Consider the following 20,915-nt stretch of genomic DNA (forward strand, 5'->3'; position numbering starts at 1 on the left):
AAGGCTCCCGCGGGAGCCTTTCTTGTTTTTACATGTTGGGGTAGTTGGGCCCCCCGGTCCCTTCCGGCGCTACCCAGGTAATGTTCTGAGCAGGATCCTTGATGTCGCAGGTCTTGCAGTGCACGCAGTTCTGCGCATTGATCTGGAAGCGCTTGCTGCCATCGTCGTTGGCCACCACTTCATATACGCCTGCCGGGCAGTAGCGCTGCGCCGGTTCGTCGTACAGCGGCAGGTTCTTCTCGATCGGAATGCTCGGGTCGGTCAGCTTGAGGTGAACCGGCTGCTCCTCTTCATGGTTGGTGTTGGAGAGGAACACCGAGCTGAGCTTGTCAAAGCTGAGTTTGCCGTCTGGCTTGGGGTATTCGATCTTCTTCGATTCTGCTGCGGTCTTCAGGCATGCGTAATCCGGCTTGGTGTCATGCAGCGTGAACGGAATCTTGCCGCTGAAGATGTTCTGGTCGATGAAGTTGAACGCGCCGCCCTTGACTGCGCCCCACTTGTGAATCGCGGCGCCGAAGTTGCGGCTGGCGTACAGCTCCTGGTAGAGCCAGCTGGCCTTGAAGCCTTCTTCGTAGCCGGTCAGCTCGTCACCACCCTCGCGACCCGCGAACAAGGCGTCAGCTACCGCTTCTGCGGCCAGCATGCCGGACTTCATTGCGGTGTGGCTGCCCTTGATCTTGGCGAAGTTCAGTGTGCCGGCGTCGCAGCCGATCAGCGCGCCGCCGTTGAAGACCATCTTCGGCAAGCTGTTGATGCCGCCCTTGGCGATGGCGCGCGCACCATAGGAAACGCGTTTGCCGCCTTCGAGATACTGTTTGATGACCGGATGGTGCTTGTAGCGCTGAAATTCATCGAACGGGGAAAGGAATGGGTTGCTGTACGACAGGTCGACGATTAGGCCGACCACCACCTGGTTGTTTTCCAGGTGATAGAGGAAGGAGCCGCCAGTGTTCTCGTCGTCGAGCGGCCACCCTGCGGTATGCACGACCAGGCCCTGTTCGTGCTTGGCCGGGTCGATGTCCCACAGCTCCTTGATGCCGATTCCGTAATGTTGCGGATCGACATTGGCATTGAGCTGGAAACGATTGATCAGCTGTTTGCCGATGTGACCGCGGCAGCCTTCGGCAAACAGCGTGTATTTCGCGCGCAGTTCCATGCCGGGTGTATACATGCCTTCCTTCGGGTTGCCTTCACGGTCCACGCCGAGGTCACCGGTAAGAATGCCGCGAACCACGCCCTGTTCGTCGATGAGTGCTTCCTGGGCGGCAAAGCCTGGGTAGATTTCGACACCCAGATTCTCTGCCTGCTGGGCCAGCCAGCGGCAAAGGTTGCCGAGCGAAATGATGTAGTTGCCCTCGTTATGCATGGTCTTGGGGACCAATGCATTGGGCAGCTTGCGAGCCGCTTCGGCGCTCTTGAGCAGATAGATATCGTCGCGCTTGACCGGGGTGTTGAGCGGCGCTTCGAGTTCTTTCCAGTTAGGGAACAGTTCATTCAGTGCGCGCGGTTCGAACACGGCGCCAGACAGAATGTGGGCGCCTACTTCGGAACCCTTCTCGACGACGCAAACGCTGATTTCCTTTCCGGCATCAGCGGCTCGTTGTTTCAGTCGGCAGGCAGCGGACAGGCCCGCGGGGCCGGCACCGACGATGACTACGTCGAATTCCATGTATTCGCGTTCCATTGGCTATCTCCTACTCAAGGCTTGATTGTTCTATAGATGGAGGGCTGGATCGTGTCCCTGATCAAGCCGAGCTGGCGCATTATATATAGCCGCCGTAAAGGGTCCAATACAAACGTTTGTTTGAATTTTTCCCGAGCCTGTTTAGTATGGCGAAACTGAGGTTTATAGCTGGGTATATGCGTTATTGACCCCGGCTGTTGCCTGCAGTCAAGATACGGGCAGTTTGCGCTCGCCGAACAGTCCGATGGCCGATCGATGGCCCGGATCTCGAGCACGGCTCGGTTCGCCTCGGCGAAATTCTATTCACCGGAGAGTAACGAGGAATCCATGAAGATTCTTGTAGCTGTCAAACGAGTGGTCGATTACAACGTCAAGGTTCGCGTCAAGGCGGACAACTCCGGCGTCGACCTCGCCAACGTCAAGATGTCGATGAACCCCTTCTGCGAAATCGCCGTGGAAGAAGCCGTGCGCCTGAAAGAAAAGGGCGTGGCGAGCGAAATCGTCGTGGTTTCCATTGGTCCGACCGCTGCCCAGGAGCAGCTGCGCACCGCACTGGCACTGGGTGCCGATCGCGCTGTGCTGGTCGAGTCGACCGAAGAACTCAACTCCCTGGCCGTGGCCAAGCTGCTGAAAGCCGTCGTCGACAAGGAACAGCCGCAGCTGGTCATCCTTGGCAAGCAGGCTATCGACAGCGACAACAACCAGACCGGCCAGATGCTCGGCGCGCTGACGGGCTACGCCCAGGGCACCTTCGCCTCTAAGGTCGAAGTGGAAGGCGACAAGGTCAAGGTCGAGCGCGAAATCGATGGCGGCGCACAGACCGTTGCGCTGAACCTGCCGGCGATCGTCACCACCGACCTTCGCCTGAACGAGCCGCGCTACGCGTCGCTGCCGAACATCATGAAGGCCAAGAAGAAGCCGTTGGAAGTTCTGACTCCAGACGCGCTGGGTGTCGCTACCACCTCCACCGTGAAAACCCTGAAAGTCGAAGCGCCAGCTGCTCGTAGCGCGGGCATCAAGGTCAAGTCCGTGGCTGAACTGGTCGAGAAACTGAAGAACGAGGCGAAGGTAATCTAAATGACTATCCTGGTTATCGCTGAACACAACAACGCCGTTCTGGCTGCCGCGACCCTCAACACCGTTGCTGCTGCGAAAGCCATCGGTGGCGACATTCACGTACTGGTCGCGGGCTCAGGCTGTGGCGCCATCGGCGAAGCAGCTGCCAAAATCGAAGGCGTATCCAAGGTACTGGTCGCCGACGATGCGGCCTACGCCAATCAGCTGCCGGAAAACGTCGCGCCGCTGATCGCCGGTCTGGCAACCAATTACAGCCACGTCCTGGCTGCCGCCACCACCAACGGCAAGAACTTCCTGCCGCGTGTGGCCGCCCAGCTGGACGTCGATCAGATCTCGGAGATCATTGCCGTCGAGAGCGCCGATACCTTCAAGCGCCCGATCTATGCCGGTAACGCGATCGCCACCGTCCAGTCCAGCGCGCCGATCAAGGTGATCACCGTGCGTGCCACCGGTTTCGATCCGGTCAATGCCGAAGGTGGCTCCGCTGCCATCGAGCAGGTATCCGGCACTGGCGACAAGGGCATCTCCGCATTCGTGGGTGAAGAGCTGGCCAAGTCCGACCGTCCCGAGCTGACCGCCGCCAAGATCGTCGTTTCCGGCGGTCGCGGCATGGGCAACGGCGACAACTTCAAGCACCTGTACTCGCTGGCCGACAAGCTCGGCGCTGCCGTTGGCGCTTCGCGCGCAGCGGTCGATGCGGGTTTCGTGCCGAACGACATGCAGGTCGGCCAGACCGGCAAGATCGTCGCGCCGCAGCTGTACATCGCCGTGGGTATCTCCGGTGCCATTCAGCACCTGGCCGGTATGAAGGACTCCAAGGTGATCGTCGCGATCAACAAAGACGAAGAAGCGCCAATCTTCCAGGTCGCCGATTACGGCCTGGTGGGTGACTTGTTCGAGATCGTGCCGGAGCTCGAGCAGCTCGTTTAATCGAGCCGCCTCAAAAAAACCCGCTCTCGCAGCGGGTTTTTTGTGGGCGCTCGGCTGCGGCGGCCAGTGGTAACATCCGGCTTGGCGCCGGTGGCGCCTGTCCGAATTCGAATGACGAGGTTCTCCATGCGCTGTGCCGTTCAGTCCGCTTTGATCGCCTTGCTGCTGGCAGCGCCCTTTGCAGCGGGCGCGGCGGCTTCGAAGTGCGACCGGCTAATCGCGACCGGTGGCGCGGATAACCCGCCATTCCTGTGGCGCGACCCACAGAACCCCAAGCGTCTAGTGGGTGCGAACGCCGAGCTGCTGAAGAAGATCACCGACTCGCTCGATCTTAAACTCGAGGTTCTTTACACCGGCGATAGCGGCAAGGCGCTCGAGGAGGTTCGCAGCGGCCGCGTAGACCTGCTGGCCGATGCGGTGCTCAGTACGAAGGAACTGGCGCACCTGGACTTCATTTATCCCTCCATCACCGCCTTGGAAATGGCCGCTTGGGTACGCAACGAGCCGGGCTTTTTTTATTCCAGTCGTGAAGAGCTGAAGGGCCGGCCAGGTGCTTACGCCGCGACGACTCGCTTCGGTGGGGAATTCGAGTCGTATGCGAAAAACAACTTTCGCTTGAGTTCAGCTCCCAACCTGGCCGCAGCTGTAAAAAGGCTGTTGGCTGGCCAGGTCGATTACATATTGCATGAGCGCTACAGTGCCGTCGCACAAGCCGGGTCGCAGGGAATGCTGGACGACATGCAGCGGCTTGAGCCACCAGTCGACCGCCGCGGTATGCACTTCGCTGTAGCGCACGATTCGGCTTGCAACAGCCCTTGGCTGCGCGGACAGCTGGCGATAAAAATGACAGAATTGCGCGCCGCCGGAGTGCCGCAGCAGCTACTGGTAGAGAATCTCGAGCGGTGGAAGCAACGGCAACCGGCACCGTCAGGCGATTCGCAACGCTAGGAACGCTACTTTGACAAGATTTCTTCCATGCACGTTGGTGCTGTCGATGATGATCGGCTGTGCCAGCGATCCCGCACCCACCGAACAGCTGCGCCTGACCGAGCAAGCGTTGACCCAGGCCCGTTCAGTTGGCGCCTCGCAGGCGACTCCGGAATTCGTATTGGCCGAACAGTCACTGGCGGCTGCCGTCGCTGCGATGAAAGACGAAGATTATCGGGGAGCACGCCTGCACGCCGAAAAAGCTGAACTCGATGCTCGGCTGGCTGAGGCAAAGGTGCTTAACGATAAAAGCAAGCAAGAGCTGGTAGAGGTAAGCCGTCGTATCGAACGGCTACGTGAGCAGCTGAGGGCATCGCAGTGAAGCCTATTTTCCTCGCGCCTGTATTGTTGGCGTCCCTCGTCGGGCTCCAGGGTTGTGCCACGCAAGAATCGCAACAGCAGCTGGAGCAAGCGGCTGCCGCGTTCCAAAGCGTCAGTGAGGATCAACAAGTGCTTCAAGATGCTCCCAAAGACGTTATGCGCGCGGCCGAGTCGCTGGACAGAGCCAAGCGCTTTGCCGACTACTGGGGTAGCGCGGAGGATGTTAGCCACTACGCTTATCTCGCCGAGCGCTACAGCGAGATTGCTCGGCAGCACAGCGAGCAGTTGCAGCATCAGCGGCTCGCTACCCAGCAGGCCTTGGCATTAGAGCGTCTGCGCCAGGCTCTCCAGGAGGCTAAGCTGCTGGACCTGCAACAACAGGGTCGCTGGCTCGAAGATCAGATGTTCAGCCTGGCGACCGCCGAAACCGAGCGCGGCCTGGTAATGACCTTGGGCGATGTGCTGTTTAGGGCTAACAGTGCCGAGCTGGGTCCGTCGGCCAATCGTACCTTGCTTAAGGTCGTGCACTTTCTGCAGCTCAATCCCAAGCGCAAGATTCGAATCGAGGGATACACTGATAACAGGGGCGGTGCGGCTGAGAACCTCGCCTTGTCACAGGCACGCGCCCAATCAGTGGGTAATTTTCTACAGAGCCTGGGGATCGACGCAGCGCGCATGGAAATGGTCGGCTACGGCGAGCAGTATCGCGTCGCTGAGAACGCGTCGGCGCGCGGGCGGGCTCAGAACCGGCGTGTCGAGATCCTATTTTCGGACGAACAAGGGCAGCTGGGCCGCGCTCGTTGATCAATGGACGGCAAACGTAACTGACTGTGTCGGCGAGTTCGCCGGTAACTGTATTGGTTTCGCATAACAGTGTTGTACTACTGTTATGGTTCAGTTGCCGGAGCCGGACGAAATGACCAATCTGTTGCTTTATCAGCGCATCGCGCATCAGCTTGCCGAAGACATTCGGCGCGGTGTCTATCGCCCGGGCGAGCGCGTGCCCTCGGTGCGCAAGATGAGCATGCAGCTGAATGTCAGCCATGCGACGGTCCTGCAGGCCTATGCCAATCTTGAAGATCAGGGAATGATCCGGGCGCGTCCGCAATCAGGCTTCTACGTTCACCACACGCCGGCGCTGACCGCACCCACACCGGACATCGCGCAGGTCGAGCGGCCAACTCTGGTCACGCGCAGCAGCATCATCAATCAGGTTCTCAGCGAATCACGCCGCGACGGGCTTATTCCGCTGGGCGCCGCCGTGCCTCACGTGGACTACTTGCCGGCTCGCGCCCTGCATCAACAGCTCGCCAAGGTCACTCGCTTTCAGAGCCAGCGGGCGTTCAGCTATATGTTCAGCCCTGGTTACGAGCCGTTGCGCCGGCAAGTGGCTATTCGCATGCGCGACGCCGGCGTGGTCGTCGGGCCGGACGAAGTGGTGATCACCCACGGTTGTGTCGACGCGCTGCAGATGTCGTTGCGGGTGCTGACCAAACCGGGCGACCTGATCGCCGCCGAGTCGCCCAGCTATTACGGTTTGCTGCAGTTAGCCGACCTGCTCGGGCTCAAGGTCATCGAAATTCCCTGCGATCCAGATACCGGTCTCAGCCTGGAAGCGCTGCAGCTGGCCGCCAGCCAATGGCCAATCAAAGCCCTAGTCTTGACGGCGCGCCTGAGCAATCCGCTGGGAGGCAGCGTACCCGACGCGCGGCAGAAGCAATTGCTGAAACTGGCAGCGAGTTTCGACATCCAAATCGTTGAGGACGATATCTACGGCGAGCTGCTGTTTGATGCGGGATCGATCAAGGCGCTCAAATCCAATGATCGAGAGGGGCGAGTGATCTACTGCTCAAGCTTCTCCAAGACGATCTCGCCAGGTGTGCGCATCGGCTGGATCGTTCCCGGTCGTTATCGAGAAGAAATACAGCGCCTGCAGACGTTCAGCACGCATTCGGCCTGCAGCGTCACACAGATGGCGGTTTCGGCGTATCTGGAAAACGGTGGGTACGATCGCCATCTGCGATACATCCGCCATGAGTATCGTAAGAACCTGAGTGCCGTTCAGTTGGCGGTGCAGCGTTACTTTCCAGAGGGCACGCAAATGACGCGGCCAACCGGGGGGTTCATCCTTTGGGTCAGCCTGCCGGCTCGGGTCAATGCCAAGGAATTGCATCAGCAGGCTCTAAGGCGCGGAATCAGCATCGCGCCCGGCCTTATTTTCAGTAACACCGAGCAGTTCAATCACTGTGTGAGGCTCAATTGCGCATTGCCGTTGACGACCGAAGCGGAGCGGGCATTGAAGACCCTTGGCGAGCTGGCAGGGGAGCTATGTCGGCAGGTCAATGAACCGAACGGGTAGGGCGGGAACCTAGAGCAAGGCACGGCAAACCGGTGAGCTGTCGTGCACGCGTGTTTAACTGCGATAAATCGGTTGGTCGAGTGCCGTGGTTTTCACATCGTCTGGAAGGAGGACGTTGGCAGATGAAATGGTCGAGTTTGCTGCTTGCGCTGCTTTTTCTGGGCGCCTGCGATGGAGACGATCTACCGTCCCAGCCTGGTCCGCCGGCTGCGCCTGAGGTCCAGCCTTCGGTCGATCGGAGCGCCGCAACCGCGCCCGTGCAACGAGAAACTGATACCCCACCGAAAATCGAGATCGAACTCGAGCCTGTTACTGCGGGAGATCCCGAAGAGTTGCCATCCGAGCGAGTCGTGCCGGCAGCCGAATCGAAGCCCGTTTCGGCCGCGCCGAAGAAAAAGGTCGCGGTCGAGCAGATCGAGTTGCCCGAGCCGGAGCTGGATTTGAGTCTTCCCGAGGATTGGGCCGAGGAGCTCGAACCTGCCCAGGACGCAGAGGCCTTGAAGCTACTGCCGCCATTGTTCGAACCAGGCGAGGACTCACGCTCGGTGCAAATGAGCGGCAGTCTGTTGCCGGGGCTGGAACGCGACGACGCGCTGATCGACGGGGCCCAGATCAATTTCGAGCTCAAGCGCTGACCGGTCGGGCACCGTTACGCAGGGTTCCGACCTAGGGGCTCGGTCTCAACGCCGCTCAGCAGGGCACGGAAGTCCGTGGTCATGAGCGGATGGCTCATGTAGAAACCCTGCATTTCGCTGCACCCATTGGCGAGAAGTCGTTTCAATTGTTCCGAGGTTTCAACGCCTTCGGCCGTGACGCGCATGCGCAAGCCATGCCCGAGTTCGATGAGCGCCTTGACGATGGAATGATCCTCGATGGAGTGCTCCATGCCGGAAACGAAGCTGCCATCGATCTTGATGGTGTCGAACGGGTAGTTGCGCAGGTTGCTGAGCGAGGAATAGCCAGTACCGAAGTCATCCATGGCAAGCCTTACGCCAAGTGCTTTCAGCTCGCTGAGCACTGCCAGTGTGCGCTGGCTTTCCTGGAGCAGCGCTGTTTCGGTTACTTCGAGTTCGAGGCGATTGGCCGCAAGCCCGCTCTGCTCCAGCGCCGCTTGCACCACCTCAACCAGCTCTTCGTTGCGTAACTGTAAGGGCGACAGGTTGACTGAAACCATGATGTCGCCTGTCCAGCTCGCCGCTTCGATGCAGGCCTGACGCAGCACCCATTCACCAAGCGGATCTATCAGCCCGGTTTCTTCGGCCAGCGGAATGAAATGCTCGGGCAGCAGCAGGCCGTGAGCGGGATGCCTCCAGCGCAGCAGGGCCTCGGCGCCGATGATGCGCATGCCGTCGCCGAAATACCTAGGTTGGTAATGAACCTCGAACTGATCTTCGGAAATCGCCTGGCGAAGTTCGTCTTCCTGTCGGCGTCGCTCCAGCAATCGTTTATCCATCTCGCTTCCGTAGAACCGCCAGGTTCCTCGGCCACCCGCCTTGGCCTGATACAACGCGATATCCGCACAGCGCAGCAGCTCATTGGCTTGCGTCGCATCGGTAGGTGCTATCGCGATACCGATGCTGGCACCGATATGGATTTGTGTACGTTCATAGAAAAAGGGTTCGCTGATCGCATCGACGACGCGCGCGCAAAGCTGCTCGATGTCTTCGTTGTGCTGCAGGCGACTCATCACCATGACGAACTCGTCGCCGCCCAGGCGCGCGACCAGGTCGTCTGCCCTGATGCACTGCGTCAGGCGGCTGGATACGCCGGTCAGTACTTCGTCACCAGCGCTATGGCCCAATGTGTCGTTCACCGGTTTGAAGCGGTCCAGATCGATGTACAGGACGGTCAGTCGGGATGCGCTGGTGAGCGAAGCGAGTTTAGTATCCAGATAGTCGCGCAAGTGGTTTCGATTGGGCAGGCCGGTCAGTGCGTCGTGCTGCGAAAGGTACTGAACGCGTGCCTGAGCCCGGGTTTCCTCGGTGACATCACTGGCGGTGCCTCGGTAGCCCAACAGCTCGTCGTTTCGGTAGATCCCACGGGCGGATAGCCGGCAGTGGCGCTCGCAGGCATTCGCCGCCTGGTAACTGCAGCGCAATGGTGTCTTGTGCGGAGCGGCCAGCCAATCCTGCAGCGCCGCGTGATCAGTGATCAGAAGGTCGATCAAGGGTCGGCCAATCCAGGCGGCCGGATCGTGGCCGGTAATCTCCTCGAAACGCCGGGAAAGATACGTCAGACGGGCGTTCTGGTCGGTTTCCCAGATCCAGTCCGATGCAGCTTCCGCTACGTCGCGGAAGCGCTCTTCGCTGGCGGCCAGTGCGCTACGGCTTCTTGCAAGGCGCTCGTAGTTGGCGTCCATCATCCGTACGGTTTTCATCGCCTGACGCAGCAGCAACCAGGCAAGCAGACCAAGGCCAAGGGTGACCGCCGCGATCACCGGCAGGGTCATCCACAGCAGATACCGGCCAGGCCGGGATAGCGTCCACGTAAATGACAGGGGCGATCCATCAAGCGTCCGCAGGGCAAGCACTTCATCCTTGCTCCGGGCGGTTTTGCCGTTCAGGCGCAGGCCGTTGATCGCATAAGCCTGACCCAAGTCGAGCAATCTGTTTGGCTCCAACACATCGGCGAAAACCAGGATCGAGGCGGGATCGTCCATCTCCTCGACGTCGCTATCGCCGGATGTCATCACGGCGGCAGCCACCATGGCCGGGTGGCCTTCCGCCGATAGCATGCCAACGGCGGTCTCTTCCTGTTCCAGCGCTTCGCGGGCCTGGGCGAGCAACGCGTCGAGTCCGTTGCCTAGCCAGGCGCGCGCATCGATCCGCACCAGCTCTCCGCGAATGACCGAATAGGTCGTTTCACCGCTGGCGTCGATCACCAACACCGCCTCATAGCCGAAATCGTCGTACAGCGAAGGGCCGAGGTTTGCCTGCTCGTAGGCCCAGTTCAGATTGACCTCTTTGCTCAGGTTGGCGTAGGCGTCGCCCCAGAATCCATTGTCGGCGACATGGCGGGACATGCCATTCATCTGCGCCTCGAATGCTTTGCCAGCGAGAAAATGTTCCAGAGCCAGGGCGTCGTGATCGATGGTGCGGGCGATGTGTATCACCGCGATTGCTGCGGCTAGCAGGGCTGTGGCCAGCAGGCAGGCGATGCCGGGCAGAATCCGTCGGGAAAGCGACCTGCGCCTTCGGGCCGCCGGCTCCGAACGAAGAGAAAACTGATGCCATCGATGCTTCCTTCAAAGGAGGCAGACGGATTACTTGGATGAAGGCCTAAAGCCCCCTTTGACTGCCGGGCCAGTCGGCGTGATGGGTCGGGTGGGACATGACCGGCGGTTGGCTGTCGAGCAGGCGCTACCTGTTTCGCGCGTCTTCGGCATCCGCTTCGGCGTTGCGTTGGGCAATTCGTTGTTTCTGCTCTTCGGTGAGCGGGATCTTGCGGGCGCCGGCGCGCAGCATCAACAGCCCGCCAACGATCGTACCGAGCACCAGGGCCAGCAATAACCAGATATACCAAGGCATGTTCTACTCCTGAGACTACGAGGTTCATTTCACCTTACGTCACGAACCGTAGCTGCGCCATTGTGTGTATGAACTGCGCACCGAAGGCGGTCCGCTCGCGGCGCCTGGACGATGTTTTTTCTGCGACAATGCGCGCCGAAAATTTGCCGAGGAATCGCCATGACTTGCCAGACTCCCATCATCGTTGCGCTCGATTTTCCGTCCCGTGATGCTGCGCTGGCGCTGGCCGGCCAACTCGATCCGGCGCTTTGTCGCGTCAAGGTCGGCAAGGAGCTGTTCACCCGTTGTGGTCCACAAATAGTCGAAGCGCTGCAGACACAAGGATTCGAGGTGTTTCTCGATCTGAAATTCCATGACATCCCCAACACCACGGCGATGGCAGTCAAGGCGGCGGCGGAGCTGGGCGTGTGGATGGTCAATGTGCACTGTTCGGGTGGCCTGCGGATGATGGCGGCTTGCCGCGAAACCCTCGATAAGACGAAGGGGCGTGCGCCGTTGCTGATTGGCGTCACGGTACTAACCAGCATGGAACAGGCGGACCTCGCCGACATCGGCCTCGATCTGGCACCGCAGCAGCAGGTGTTGCGTCTGGCTGGTTTGGCGGCGGAGGCCGGGTTGGACGGGCTGGTATGTTCGGCTCAGGAAGCGCAGCCGCTCAAGGCGCGATTTGCCGGGTTGCAGCTGGTAACGCCTGGGATTCGTCCCGCTGGCAGCGCGGCGGACGATCAGCGACGCATTCTGACCCCCGCCGAGGCGATGGCAGCCGGCTCCGACTATCTGGTGATCGGCCGTCCTATTGCGCAGGCAGCCGATCCGGCCCAGGCGCTGGCCGCGGTGGTCGCCGAGCTGGCGTGACGATGAGCTGGCCGCCTAGCGCGGCCAGCCCATACGGCTTAGCTGACTTTCAGTACCAGCTTGCCGAAGTTGCCGCCGGTGAAAAGCTTCATCAGGGTGTCGGGGAAGGTTTCCAGACCCTCGACGATGTCTTCCTTGCTCTTCAGCTCACCGCTCTGCATCCAGCCCGCCATGTCCTGCATAGCCTCGGGATAACGCGACACGTAGTCCATCACCACCATGCCCTGCATGCGCGCACGGTTGACCAGCAAGGACAGGTAGTTGGCTGGTCCCTTGACCGCTTCCTTGTTGTTGTACTGGCTGATGGCGCCGCAAATCACGATGCGGGCGCCAACGGTGATACGCGTCAGCACCGCGTCGAGAATATTGCCGCCAACGTTGTCGAAGAATACGTCGACGCCCTTCGGGCAGGTGCGTTTCAGGCCAGCGGCGACGTCTTCACTCTTGTAGTCGATGGCGGCATCGAAACCGAGCTCCTCGGTAAGGAAGCGGCACTTATCGGCGCCGCCAGCGATGCCAACCACGTGACAACCTTTTATCTTCGCGATCTGCCCGGCCACGCTGCCCACCGCACCGGCGGCACCGGACAGCACCACGGTCTCGCCGGCTTTCGGTTCGCCCACCGCCAGCAGGCCGAAGTAAGCGGTCATGCCAGTCATGCCCAGCGCCGACAAGTAGCGCGGCAGCGGTGCCTGTTCCGGATCGACCTTGTAGAAACCTTTCGGCTCGCCCAGGAAGTAGTCCTGCACGCCCAGCGCGCCATTGACGTAATCGCCTTCGGCGAAATCTGGATGCTGCGAGGCGATCACCTTGCCCACGCCAAGCGCGCGCATCACTTCACCGATGCCGACCGGCGGAATATAGGATTTGGCATCGTTCATCCAGCCGCGCATGGCCGGGTCCAGCGACAGGTATTCCACCTTGACTAGAATTTGGTTCGCGCCGGGCTCGCTCACTGGCTTTTCAACGAATTCGAAGGTGTCGCGGGTTGGGGCGCCGATCGGGCGCTTGGCCAAGAGGAACTGGCGATTGGTCGTGTCCATGTAAACCTCGGTCTATGCAAAACCTTGGTTTAGCCCGCCGAGGCCGGCCGCGCAAGCAAGGCGGGAATCTTGGAATGCAGCGGCATCCGCCCGAGTGATATCGCCCTTGAGCGCTTAACCCGTATCTCGGATGGCGGTATAACCATGACCCGCGTTTGGCTTGCAGTCACTTTTGGACTCGGCACTTTATTTCAATCGAGCAAGGTATCTAGCATGAGCATGTCATTTTCCGGGCAGGTCGCTTTGGTAACCGGGGGTGCGGCAGGCATTGGCCGCGCGACGGCGCTGGCGTTCGCCGAGCAGGGGCTGAAGGTAGTGGTGGCGGATTTGGATGAGGTCGGCGGTGCGGCATGCGCCGAAGCCATTCGCGAAGCAGGCGGCGAGGCGGTATTCGTGCAGTGCGATGTCACTCGCGACGAGCAGGTCAAGGCGATGGTCGAGCAGGCAGTCACGATCTTCGGGCGCATCGACTATGCCTTCAACAACGCCGGGATCGAGATCGAGAAGGGCCGCCTGGCTGAAGGCAGCGAAGCCGAGTTCGACGCCATCATGGGCGTCAACGTCAAGGGCGTCTGGTTGTGCATGAAGCACCAGCTGCCGGTGATGTTGGCGCAGGGAGGTGGTGCCATCGTCAACACCGCATCGGTCGCCGGACTGGGCGCGGCGCCTAAGATGAGTATCTACGCGGCCTCTAAGCATGCGGTCATCGGACTGACGAAATCGGCGGCGATCGAGTATGCGAAGAAGCAGATCAGGGTCAACGCGGTCTGCCCGGCGGTGATCGATACCGATATGTTCCGTCGTGCCTACGAGGCGGACCCGCGCAAGGCGGAATTCGCGGCGGCGATGCATCCGGTTGGGCGGGTTGGCAAGGTTGAGGAAATTGCTGCGGCGGTACTTTATCTCTGCAGCGATGGTGCGGCGTTCACTACTGGCCATGCGTTGGCGGTGGATGGTGGGGCGACGGCTATCTAGGTTGTTGGTATCCGGGGTAGATGATGTGGGCTATTGATGCTGGGCTGGCGAGCACCCTGTGCTTGGATGAATGAAGGTTCAGGCGTTTAACGAGTTGCTTGATGGCTTGGTTTCGCCCTGCTGGGCGAGTCACTTTTTTCAGTCGCGAAAAAAGTAACCAAAAACGCTTGCCCCTGCATCCGGCCCTGCGCTTCGCTCCGGGTCCGTTCGCTCCATCGCTGCTCCAGGGGCCGGCTTACAAGGGCCATCCATGGCCCTTTAAGCCTTTCGCGGCATCCATGCCGCTCACCCCTTACGCAGCGATTGCGCTCACCCTCCTGACGGGGCGTTTGGTGTTGCCTGTGGTTCGTACTTAAAAAATCGAAGCCAAGGCGAGTTCGAGTCGAGTCTTAATCATCAAATTCAATCTCAACACCTCAGGCCCGTTTGTTAAGAATCACCAACGTCAGCCCCCCCGCAATCAACCCCCACAGCGCCGAGCCAATGCCGAACAGCGTCAGCCCCGACGCGGTGACCATGAAGGTAATCAGCGCCGCCTCGCGCTCGTGGGGCGTCTGCATGGCCTGAGCCAGACCACTGCCGATCGAGCCGAGCAACGCCAGCGCCGCGATCGACAGGACAAGGGCTGCCGGGAACGCCGCGAACAGCGCCGCCAGCGTAGCGCCGAACGTTCCGGCAATCCCGTAAAACACACCGCACCAGACAGCCGCTGTGTAGCGCCGTGACGGCTCTGGGTGCGCTTCCGGTCCGCTGCAGATCGCCATGGTGATGGCCGCTAGATGGACACCATGCGAGCCGAACGGGGCGAGCAGGACCGACGCGATACCCGTCACCGAAATCAGCGGCGAGGCCGGCACCTGATAACCCTCGGCACGCAGCACGGCTAGCCCCGGCATGTTCTGCGATGCCATGGCGATCACGAACAGCGGTATGCCGATGCTGAAAATGGCCGCGAAGGACAGTGTCGGCGTGGTCCACACCGGTACCGCGATTTCCAGGCTCAGATCGCTGAAGTCCAGCAGGCCCAGCACGCCGGCGAGCGCGCAGCCGACGATCAGCGCCGAGAGCACGGCGTAGCGCGGCACCAGACGTTTGGCCAGGAGGTAACTGAAGAACATGCTCAGCACCAGCGCAGGCTGAACGTTCACGGCGCGGAAGATTTCGCTGCCTATGTTGAACAGCACGCCGGCTAGCAACGCCGCTGCGAGCGAGGCGGGTACCTTGCGCATCAGCCGTTCGAAGCTGCCGGTGAGCCCACACAGCGCGATCAGCATCGACGCAAAGATGAAGGCACCAATCGCCTCGCTATAGGGAACGCCGGGCAGGCTGCTGATCAACAGCGCCGCGCCGGGTGTCGACCAGGCGACGACCACTGGCGTGCGATAGCGCAGCGACAGACCGACGCTGCATATCGCCATCCCGATCGACAGCGCCCAGATCCACGAGGAGATCTCCGCCCCGCTGAGCCCTGCTGCCTGCCCGGCCTGGAACATCAGGACCAGCGAACTGGTATAGCCGGTAAGCATGGCGATGAATCCCGCCACGACGGTTGAAGCCGAACTGTCGGCGAATGGGCGCGGTAGCGTGCGGGCAGCGTCCGGCATGGTTGCTCCTGTTGAAATGCATGAATTGCCTAGCCTATGGGCCTCGGTGATGCGCGTCACCGTACAGCCGGCAGGACGATCGGCGTTACAGATACAAGCCGATAAAAGCAGCCGCAAGCTGTAAGCCACAAGCTGCAAGAAAATAGCTTAACGAGCATGGGGTCGATGCTTCACTGGTTCGCTTGCAGCTTGCAGCTGCCCAAGCTGGCACCGATGTTGCTATTACCTCTGTACTTGCTGCGAAGCGTCAAAAACGCGGCTGTTGGAGGAATGATGAGTCAGGGTATCGAATTCAATCGCTTGATGCTGGAAATGCGGGCCATGCAGACCGATGCAATGGCGCGCTCCAAGCCCGTGACCGCTGCCCCTGAGGTTGGCGCTCCGAGCTTTTCCGACATGCTCGGCCAAGCCGTCAATAAAGTGAACGAAACCCAGCAAGCCTCCAGCCAGCTGGCCACTGCTTTCGAGATGGGGCAGGGCGGGATCGATCTGACTGAGGTCATGATCGCGTCGCAGAAAGCCAGTGTTTCCTTTCAGGCGATGACTCAGGTGCGTAACAAGCTGGTCCAGGCGTATCAAGACATCATGCAGATGCCGGTTTAAGGAAGGGTTTGAATAATGGCTGAAGTGCTTAGCAAGGTTCCGGTACCGGTCGATTCGGATGCTCCGAAGAAGCCGCTGCTTGGCCTGTCGTTCTTGGAAAACCTTTCCGACATGTCGATGTTGCGGCAGATCGGCCTGTTGGTCGGGCTGGCTGCGAGCGTCGCCATTGGTTTTGCCGTGGTGCTCTGGTCGCAGCAGCCGGACTACCGTCCGTTGCTCGGTAGCCTCGCCGGGATGGATGCCAACCAGGTGATGGAAACCCTCGCTGCCGCCGACATTGCCTACACCGTCGAGCCCAACTCCGGCGCCTTGCTGGTCAAGGCTGACGATCTCGCCCGCGCGCGGCTGAAGCTCGCTAGCGCTGGCGTTGCACCGACCGATAGCAATATCGGCTTCGAGATTCTCGACAAAGAACAGGGCCTCGGTACCAGCCAGTTCATGGAAGCCACACGCTACCGTCGTGGTCTGGAAGGCGAGCTGGCTCGCACCGTCTCCAGCCTGAACAACGTTAAAGCGGCGCGCGTGCACCTGGCGATTCCGAAGAGTTCGGTATTCGTGCGCGACGAGCGCAAGCCGAGCGCTTCCGTGCTGGTCGAACTCTATCCGGGCCGCAACCTCGAACCGAGTCAGGTGATGGCCATCATCAACCTCGTCGCTACCAGCGTGCCAGAGCTGACCAAGTCGCAAATTACCGTGGTGGATCAGAAGGGCAACCTGCTGTCCGACCAGCAGGGGCTGACCGAGCTGAGCATGGCCGGCAAGCAGTTCGACTACAGCCGTCGGATGGAAAGCCTCTACACCCAGCGCGTGCACAACATTCTGCAACCGGTGCTGGGCAGCGGTCGCTACAAGGCCGAAGTGTCTGCCGATGTCGATTTCAGTGCCGTCGAGTCGACGTCCGAAACCTTCAACCCGGACCAACCGGCGCTGCGCAGCGAGCAGAGCGTCACCGAACAGCGCCAGAGCAGCGTCGGACCGCAAGGCGTTCCGGGAGCACTGAGCAATCAACCGCCGGGCCCTGCCACCGCGCCGGAAAATGCCATGGCCGGACAGGCCGCAGCAGGTGCGGTGGCTCCAGGGCAACCTCTGCTGGACGCCAATGGTCAGCAGATCATGGACCCGGCGACCGGCCAGCCGATGCTGGCGCCGTATCCGGCGGACAAGCGCGAGCAAGCGACCCGCAACTACGAGCTGGACCGGTCCATCAGTTACACCAAGCAGCAGCAAGGTCGCCTGCGCCGCCTGTCGGTTGCGGTGGTACTCGACGACCAAGTAATGGTCACTGCTGAAGGGCAGGCTACTCGCGTGCCGCGGACCGCCGAAGAATTGGCGCGCTTCACTCGCCTGGTGCAGGACGCTGTTGGATTCGATGCCAGCCGTGGCGACAGCGTAAGCGTGATCAACGCACCCTTCGCTGCCGACTCGCTCGAAGAGACCTTCATCGACGTCCCGTTCTACTCGCAGCCGTGGTTCTGGGACATCGTCAAGCAAGTGCTTGGAGTACTGTTCATCCTGGTGCTGGTGTTCGGTGTGCTGCGGCCCGTACTGAACAACCTGACCAATGCTGGAAAGGGCAAGGAGCTTCAGCCTGTCGGTAGTGACGGCGAACTGGCTGACATGGACGGTCTGGATGGTGCGCTGAGCAATGATCGGGTCAGCCTGAGCGGGCCGCAGAGCATCATGCTGCCGAGCCCGACCGAGGGGTACGATGCGCAACTGAATGCCATCAAGAATCTGGTAGCAGAGGATCCGGGCCGGGTGGCTCAGGTCGTCAAAGAGTGGATCAACGAAGATGAGTGATGCTCGAGTTCCAGCCAAGCTGAACAAGGTCGATAAAGCCGCGATTCTGTTGCTCTCTCTGGGTGAAGCCGATGCCGCGCAGGTTCTGCGCCATCTCGGTCCTAAAGAGGTACAGAAGGTCGGCACCGCCATGGCGCAATTGCGCAACGTCCAGAAAAACCAGATAGAACAGGTGATGGGTGAGTTCGTCGAGATCGTTGGCGACCAGACCAGCCTGGGCGTCGGCTCCGACGGTTACATCCGCAAGATGCTCACCCAGGCGTTGGGCGAGGACAAGGCGGGCGGCCTGATCGATCGCATTCTGCTGGGCGGCAACACCAGTGGCCTGGACAGCCTGAAGTGGATGGAACCGCGCGCGGTCGCCGACGTGATCCGCTACGAGCACCCGCAGATCCAGGCGATCGTGGTGGCTTATCTTGACCCCGATCAGGCGGGCGAGGTGCTGTCGCATTTCGATCACAAGGTGCGGCTCGATATCGTCCTGCGCGTGTCGTCGCTCAACACTGTCCAGCCGGCGGCGCTGAAGGAGCTCAATCTGATTCTGGAGAAGCAGTTCTCCGGCAACTCCAACACCACCCGCGCGACGCTGGGCGGCGTCAAGCGCGCGGCGGACATCATGAACTACCTCGACAGCTCGGTCGAAGGCCAGCTGATGGACGCCATCCGCGATGTAGACGAAGATCTGTCGTCGCAGATCGAAGACCTGATGTTCGTCTTCGACAACCTGGCGGATGTCGATGACCGGGGCATCCAGGCGCTCATGCGTGAAGTATCCTCCGATGTGCTGGTCATGGCGCTCAAGGGCGCAGACGAAGCGATCAAGGAGAAGATCTTCAAGAACATGTCCAAGCGCGCGGGCGAACTGCTGCGCGACGACCTGGAGGCCAAGGGGCCGGTGCGCATCAGCGAAGTCGAGGGCGCCCAGAAGGAAATTCTCACCATTGCCCGCCGCATGGCCGAAGCCGGGGAAATCGTTCTCGGCGGCAAGGGCGGCGAAGAAATGATCTAGGTCTAAGCGAGCCGTATGTCCAAGGAAAATCCCAGCGATGTGATCCGCGCGAAGGACGTCAACCTCTTCGATCGCTGGGCCTTGCCGAGCTTCGATCCGCTAGGCAGTGAACCGGCGGAGCCGGAGGCGCTCGAGGAATCGGGTGCGGACCAGGACCTGTCGCACAGTGAGGACGTCCCGGTCGAGGAAGTCAAACCGCTGACGCTCGACGAACTTGAAGCGATTCGCCAGGAGGCCTACAACGAGGGCTTCAGCACGGGCGAGAAGGACGGCTTTCATGCCGGACAACTCAAGGCCCGGCAGGAAGCCGACGCGGCGTTGGCGCCCAAACTCGCCAGCCTAGAGCAGGTAATGGCGCAATTGCTCGAGCCCATCGCCGATCAGGATCGCAACCTCGAACACGCCATGGTCACGCTGATTTGTCAGCTGACGCGTGAGGTGATTCAGCGCGACCTGCTGATCGATTCCAGCCAGATTCGCCAAGTGCTTCGCGATGCGCTGAAGCTGCTGCCGATGGGCGCCAGCAACGTGCGTATCCACATCAATCCGCAGGACTTCGAGCTGGTCAAGGCGCTGCGCGAGCGCCACGAGGAAACCTGGCGGATCGTCGAAGACAGCGATCTGTTGCCCGGTGGTTGCCGGATCGAAACCGAGCAGAGCCGCATCGATGCCAGCGTCGAAACGCGGCTGAGCCAGGCGATCAAGCAGCTGTTCGAGCAGCAGCGGGAAAACGCCACCAGCCCGCCCGAAGCGGATCTGCACCTGGATCTGGACAGTTCAGATGCGCCTTGAACGAACCAGTTTCGCCAAACGCTTCGAGACCTACAGCGAAGCGATCAAGCTACCCAGCCAGCCGATCCTCGAGGGTCGGCTGTTGCGTATGGTCGGCCTGACGCTGGAGGCCGAAGGCCTGCGTGCCGCTGTTGGCAGCCGCTGTCTGGTGATCAACGATGACAGCTACCATCCGACCCAGGTCGAAGCCGAGGTCATGGGCTTTTCCGCCGGCAAACTCTATCTGATGCCGGTTGGCAGCCTGGCCGGCATCGCGCCTGGTGCGCGTGTCGTGCCGCTGGCCAATACCGGACGCCTGCCGATGGGCACTTCGATGCTGGGGCGCGTGCTCGATGGCGCCGGTCGCGCATTGGATGGCAAGGGCGGGATGAAGGCCGAGGACTGGGTGCCGATGGACGGCCCGGTGATCAACCCGCTCAAGCGCCACCCGATCAGCGAGCCGCTGGATGTCGGCATCCGCTGTATCAATGGCCTTTTGACGGTCGGGCGTGGGCAACGCCTTGGCTTGTTCGCCGGTACCGGTGTCGGTAAATCTGTGCTGCTGGGCATGATGACCCGCTTCACCGAGGCCGACATCATCGTCGTCGGCCTGATCGGCGAACGGGGCCGCGAGGTCAAGGAATTCATCGAGAACATCCTCACCGAAGAAAGCATCAAGCGCTCCGTGGTCGTCGCTTCGCCAGCGGATGACGCGCCGCTGATGCGCCTGCGCGCGGCCATGTATTGCACGCGCATCGCCGAATATTTCCGCGACAAGGGCAAGAACGTCCTGCTGCTGATGGATTCGCTGACCCGCTTCGCCCAGGCCCAACGGGAAATCGCGCTGGCTATCGGCGAGCCTCCAGCGACCAAGGGTTACCCGCCCTCGGTGTTCGCCAAACTGCCGAGTCTGGTGGAGCGCGCCGGGAACGCCGAGGCCGGCGGCGGTTCGATCACGGCGTTCTATACCGTGCTGTCCGAGGGTGATGACCAGCAGGACCCCATCGCCGACTCCGCGCGGGGCGTGCTCGATGGCCATATCGTGTTGTCGCGGCGGCTGGCCGAAGAGGGCCATTACCCGGCGATTGACATCGAAGCCTCCATCAGCCGGGTAATGCCGCAAGTGGTCAGCGCCGAACATGTGCGCAGTTCGCAGCGGTTCAAGCAATTGTGGTCGCGCTATCAGCAGAGCCGCGATCTGATCAGCGTGGGCGCGTACGTACCGGGCGGCGATCCGGAAACCGACCTGGCCATCGCGCGGCAGGCGGAGATGGTCCGCTATCTCCGGCAGGGCCTGGATGAGGCCGAACCTCTGGCGCAGAGTGAGGCAGCCCTGGTCAACGTCTTCAATCCCAAGGCCGCAGGCTAAA

Annotated in this window: 19 protein-coding genes; 14 read left to right on the forward strand and 5 right to left on the reverse strand. The window is 61.0% G+C overall.

Annotated features, from left to right (window positions below; all coding sequences use genetic code 11):
* Positions 1–28: 28 nt before the first annotated feature.
* Positions 29–1,684: an electron transfer flavoprotein-ubiquinone oxidoreductase gene (locus NA647_RS02285; RefSeq protein WP_256056218.1), complete on the reverse strand. Its 1,656-nt coding sequence runs from the start codon at positions 1,682–1,684 to the stop codon at positions 29–31.
* Positions 1,685–2,011: 327 nt separating this feature from the next.
* Between NA647_RS02285 and NA647_RS02290 the strand changes: the two genes are divergently transcribed.
* The 7 genes from NA647_RS02290 (at position 2,012) to NA647_RS02320 (ending at position 7,993) form a co-directional block, all read left to right on the forward strand.
* Entirely contained in the window at positions 2,012–2,761 is a 750-nt protein-coding gene (locus NA647_RS02290) for an electron transfer flavoprotein subunit beta/FixA family protein (protein WP_256056219.1), read from the forward strand.
* Positions 2,762–3,691, forward strand: coding sequence for an electron transfer flavoprotein subunit alpha/FixB family protein (locus tag NA647_RS02295; RefSeq protein WP_256056220.1), 930 nt, complete (start codon positions 2,762–2,764; stop codon positions 3,689–3,691). It begins immediately after the preceding gene.
* Between the two features lie 126 nt (positions 3,692–3,817).
* Positions 3,818–4,639, forward strand: a complete 822-nt coding sequence (locus NA647_RS02300) for a substrate-binding periplasmic protein (protein ID WP_256056221.1) — start codon at positions 3,818–3,820, stop codon at positions 4,637–4,639.
* Between the two features lie 49 nt (positions 4,640–4,688).
* A complete protein-coding gene (locus NA647_RS02305; RefSeq protein WP_256056314.1) occupies positions 4,689–5,000 on the forward strand; it encodes a DUF4398 domain-containing protein in 312 nt (103 codons plus the stop codon).
* Complete coding sequence (locus NA647_RS02310; protein WP_423836456.1) at positions 4,991–5,803, forward strand: OmpA family protein; 813 nt, start codon at positions 4,991–4,993, stop codon at positions 5,801–5,803. The genes NA647_RS02305 and NA647_RS02310 overlap by 10 nt, the downstream gene beginning before the upstream one ends.
* 112 nt (positions 5,804–5,915) lie before the next feature.
* Positions 5,916–7,358: a PLP-dependent aminotransferase family protein gene (locus NA647_RS02315; protein ID WP_256056223.1), complete on the forward strand. Its 1,443-nt coding sequence runs from the start codon at positions 5,916–5,918 to the stop codon at positions 7,356–7,358.
* Positions 7,359–7,480: 122 nt separating this feature from the next.
* Entirely contained in the window at positions 7,481–7,993 is a 513-nt protein-coding gene (locus NA647_RS02320) for a hypothetical protein (protein ID WP_256056224.1), read from the forward strand.
* A gap of 14 nt (positions 7,994–8,007) precedes the next feature.
* Here the strand turns inward: NA647_RS02320 and NA647_RS02325 are convergent, their stop codons facing one another.
* Together NA647_RS02325 and NA647_RS02330 are read right to left on the reverse strand one after the other, a co-directional pair.
* On the reverse strand, positions 8,008–10,470 hold the full coding sequence (locus tag NA647_RS02325) for a bifunctional diguanylate cyclase/phosphodiesterase (RefSeq protein WP_336604944.1): 2,463 nt from the start codon (positions 10,468–10,470) through the stop codon (positions 8,008–8,010).
* 247 nt (positions 10,471–10,717) lie between these two features.
* On the reverse strand, positions 10,718–10,885 hold the full coding sequence (locus NA647_RS02330; protein ID WP_131650080.1) for a DUF2897 family protein: 168 nt from the start codon (positions 10,883–10,885) through the stop codon (positions 10,718–10,720).
* 159 nt (positions 10,886–11,044) lie between these two features.
* On the opposite strand from NA647_RS02330, the gene pyrF reads away from it, so the two are divergent.
* On the forward strand, positions 11,045–11,740 hold the full coding sequence (gene pyrF, locus NA647_RS02335; RefSeq protein ID WP_256056225.1) for an orotidine-5'-phosphate decarboxylase: 696 nt from the start codon (positions 11,045–11,047) through the stop codon (positions 11,738–11,740).
* Between the two features lie 38 nt (positions 11,741–11,778).
* Here the strand turns inward: pyrF and NA647_RS02340 are convergent, their stop codons facing one another.
* Positions 11,779–12,783, reverse strand: a complete 1,005-nt coding sequence (locus NA647_RS02340) for an NADP-dependent oxidoreductase (RefSeq protein ID WP_256056227.1) — start codon at positions 12,781–12,783, stop codon at positions 11,779–11,781.
* A 213-nt stretch (positions 12,784–12,996) separates the two neighbouring features.
* Between NA647_RS02340 and NA647_RS02345 the strand changes: the two genes are divergently transcribed.
* Entirely contained in the window at positions 12,997–13,758 is a 762-nt protein-coding gene (locus tag NA647_RS02345) for an SDR family oxidoreductase (protein WP_256056228.1), read from the forward strand.
* A gap of 416 nt (positions 13,759–14,174) precedes the next feature.
* On the opposite strand, the gene NA647_RS02350 is transcribed toward NA647_RS02345, so the two are convergent.
* A complete protein-coding gene (locus NA647_RS02350) occupies positions 14,175–15,362 on the reverse strand; it encodes a benzoate/H(+) symporter BenE family transporter (protein ID WP_256056229.1) in 1,188 nt (395 codons plus the stop codon).
* A 273-nt stretch (positions 15,363–15,635) separates the two neighbouring features.
* On the opposite strand from NA647_RS02350, the gene fliE reads away from it, so the two are divergent.
* Genes fliE through fliI form a run of 5 tightly spaced genes read left to right on the forward strand, consistent with a single transcriptional unit; the run spans position 15,636 to position 20,914 of the window.
* The gene (gene fliE, locus NA647_RS02355; RefSeq protein ID WP_256056230.1) at positions 15,636–15,965 is read left to right on the forward strand and encodes a flagellar hook-basal body complex protein FliE; all 330 of its coding nucleotides are present in this window, start codon (positions 15,636–15,638) and stop codon (positions 15,963–15,965) included.
* Between the two features lie 15 nt (positions 15,966–15,980).
* On the forward strand, positions 15,981–17,765 hold the full coding sequence (fliF, locus tag NA647_RS02360) for a flagellar basal-body MS-ring/collar protein FliF (protein ID WP_256056231.1): 1,785 nt from the start codon (positions 15,981–15,983) through the stop codon (positions 17,763–17,765).
* On the forward strand, positions 17,758–18,774 hold the full coding sequence (gene fliG, locus NA647_RS02365; protein ID WP_131650088.1) for a flagellar motor switch protein FliG: 1,017 nt from the start codon (positions 17,758–17,760) through the stop codon (positions 18,772–18,774). Before fliF ends, fliG begins: the two co-directional genes overlap by 8 nt.
* Positions 18,775–18,789: 15 nt before the next feature.
* Entirely contained in the window at positions 18,790–19,566 is a 777-nt protein-coding gene (fliH, locus tag NA647_RS02370; protein ID WP_256056232.1) for a flagellar assembly protein FliH, read from the forward strand.
* Positions 19,556–20,914 carry a flagellar protein export ATPase FliI gene (fliI, locus tag NA647_RS02375; protein WP_256056233.1) on the forward strand — a complete coding sequence of 453 codons (1,359 nt, stop codon included), beginning with the start codon at positions 19,556–19,558 and terminating at the stop codon, positions 20,912–20,914. Before fliH ends, fliI begins: the two co-directional genes overlap by 11 nt.
* Position 20,915 lies beyond the last annotated feature (1 nt).

Origin of the sequence: Stutzerimonas stutzeri (genome assembly GCF_024448985.1) — a bacterium.
In the GTDB taxonomy this organism is placed as follows: Bacteria; Pseudomonadota; Gammaproteobacteria; order Pseudomonadales; family Pseudomonadaceae; genus Stutzerimonas; species Stutzerimonas stutzeri_AP.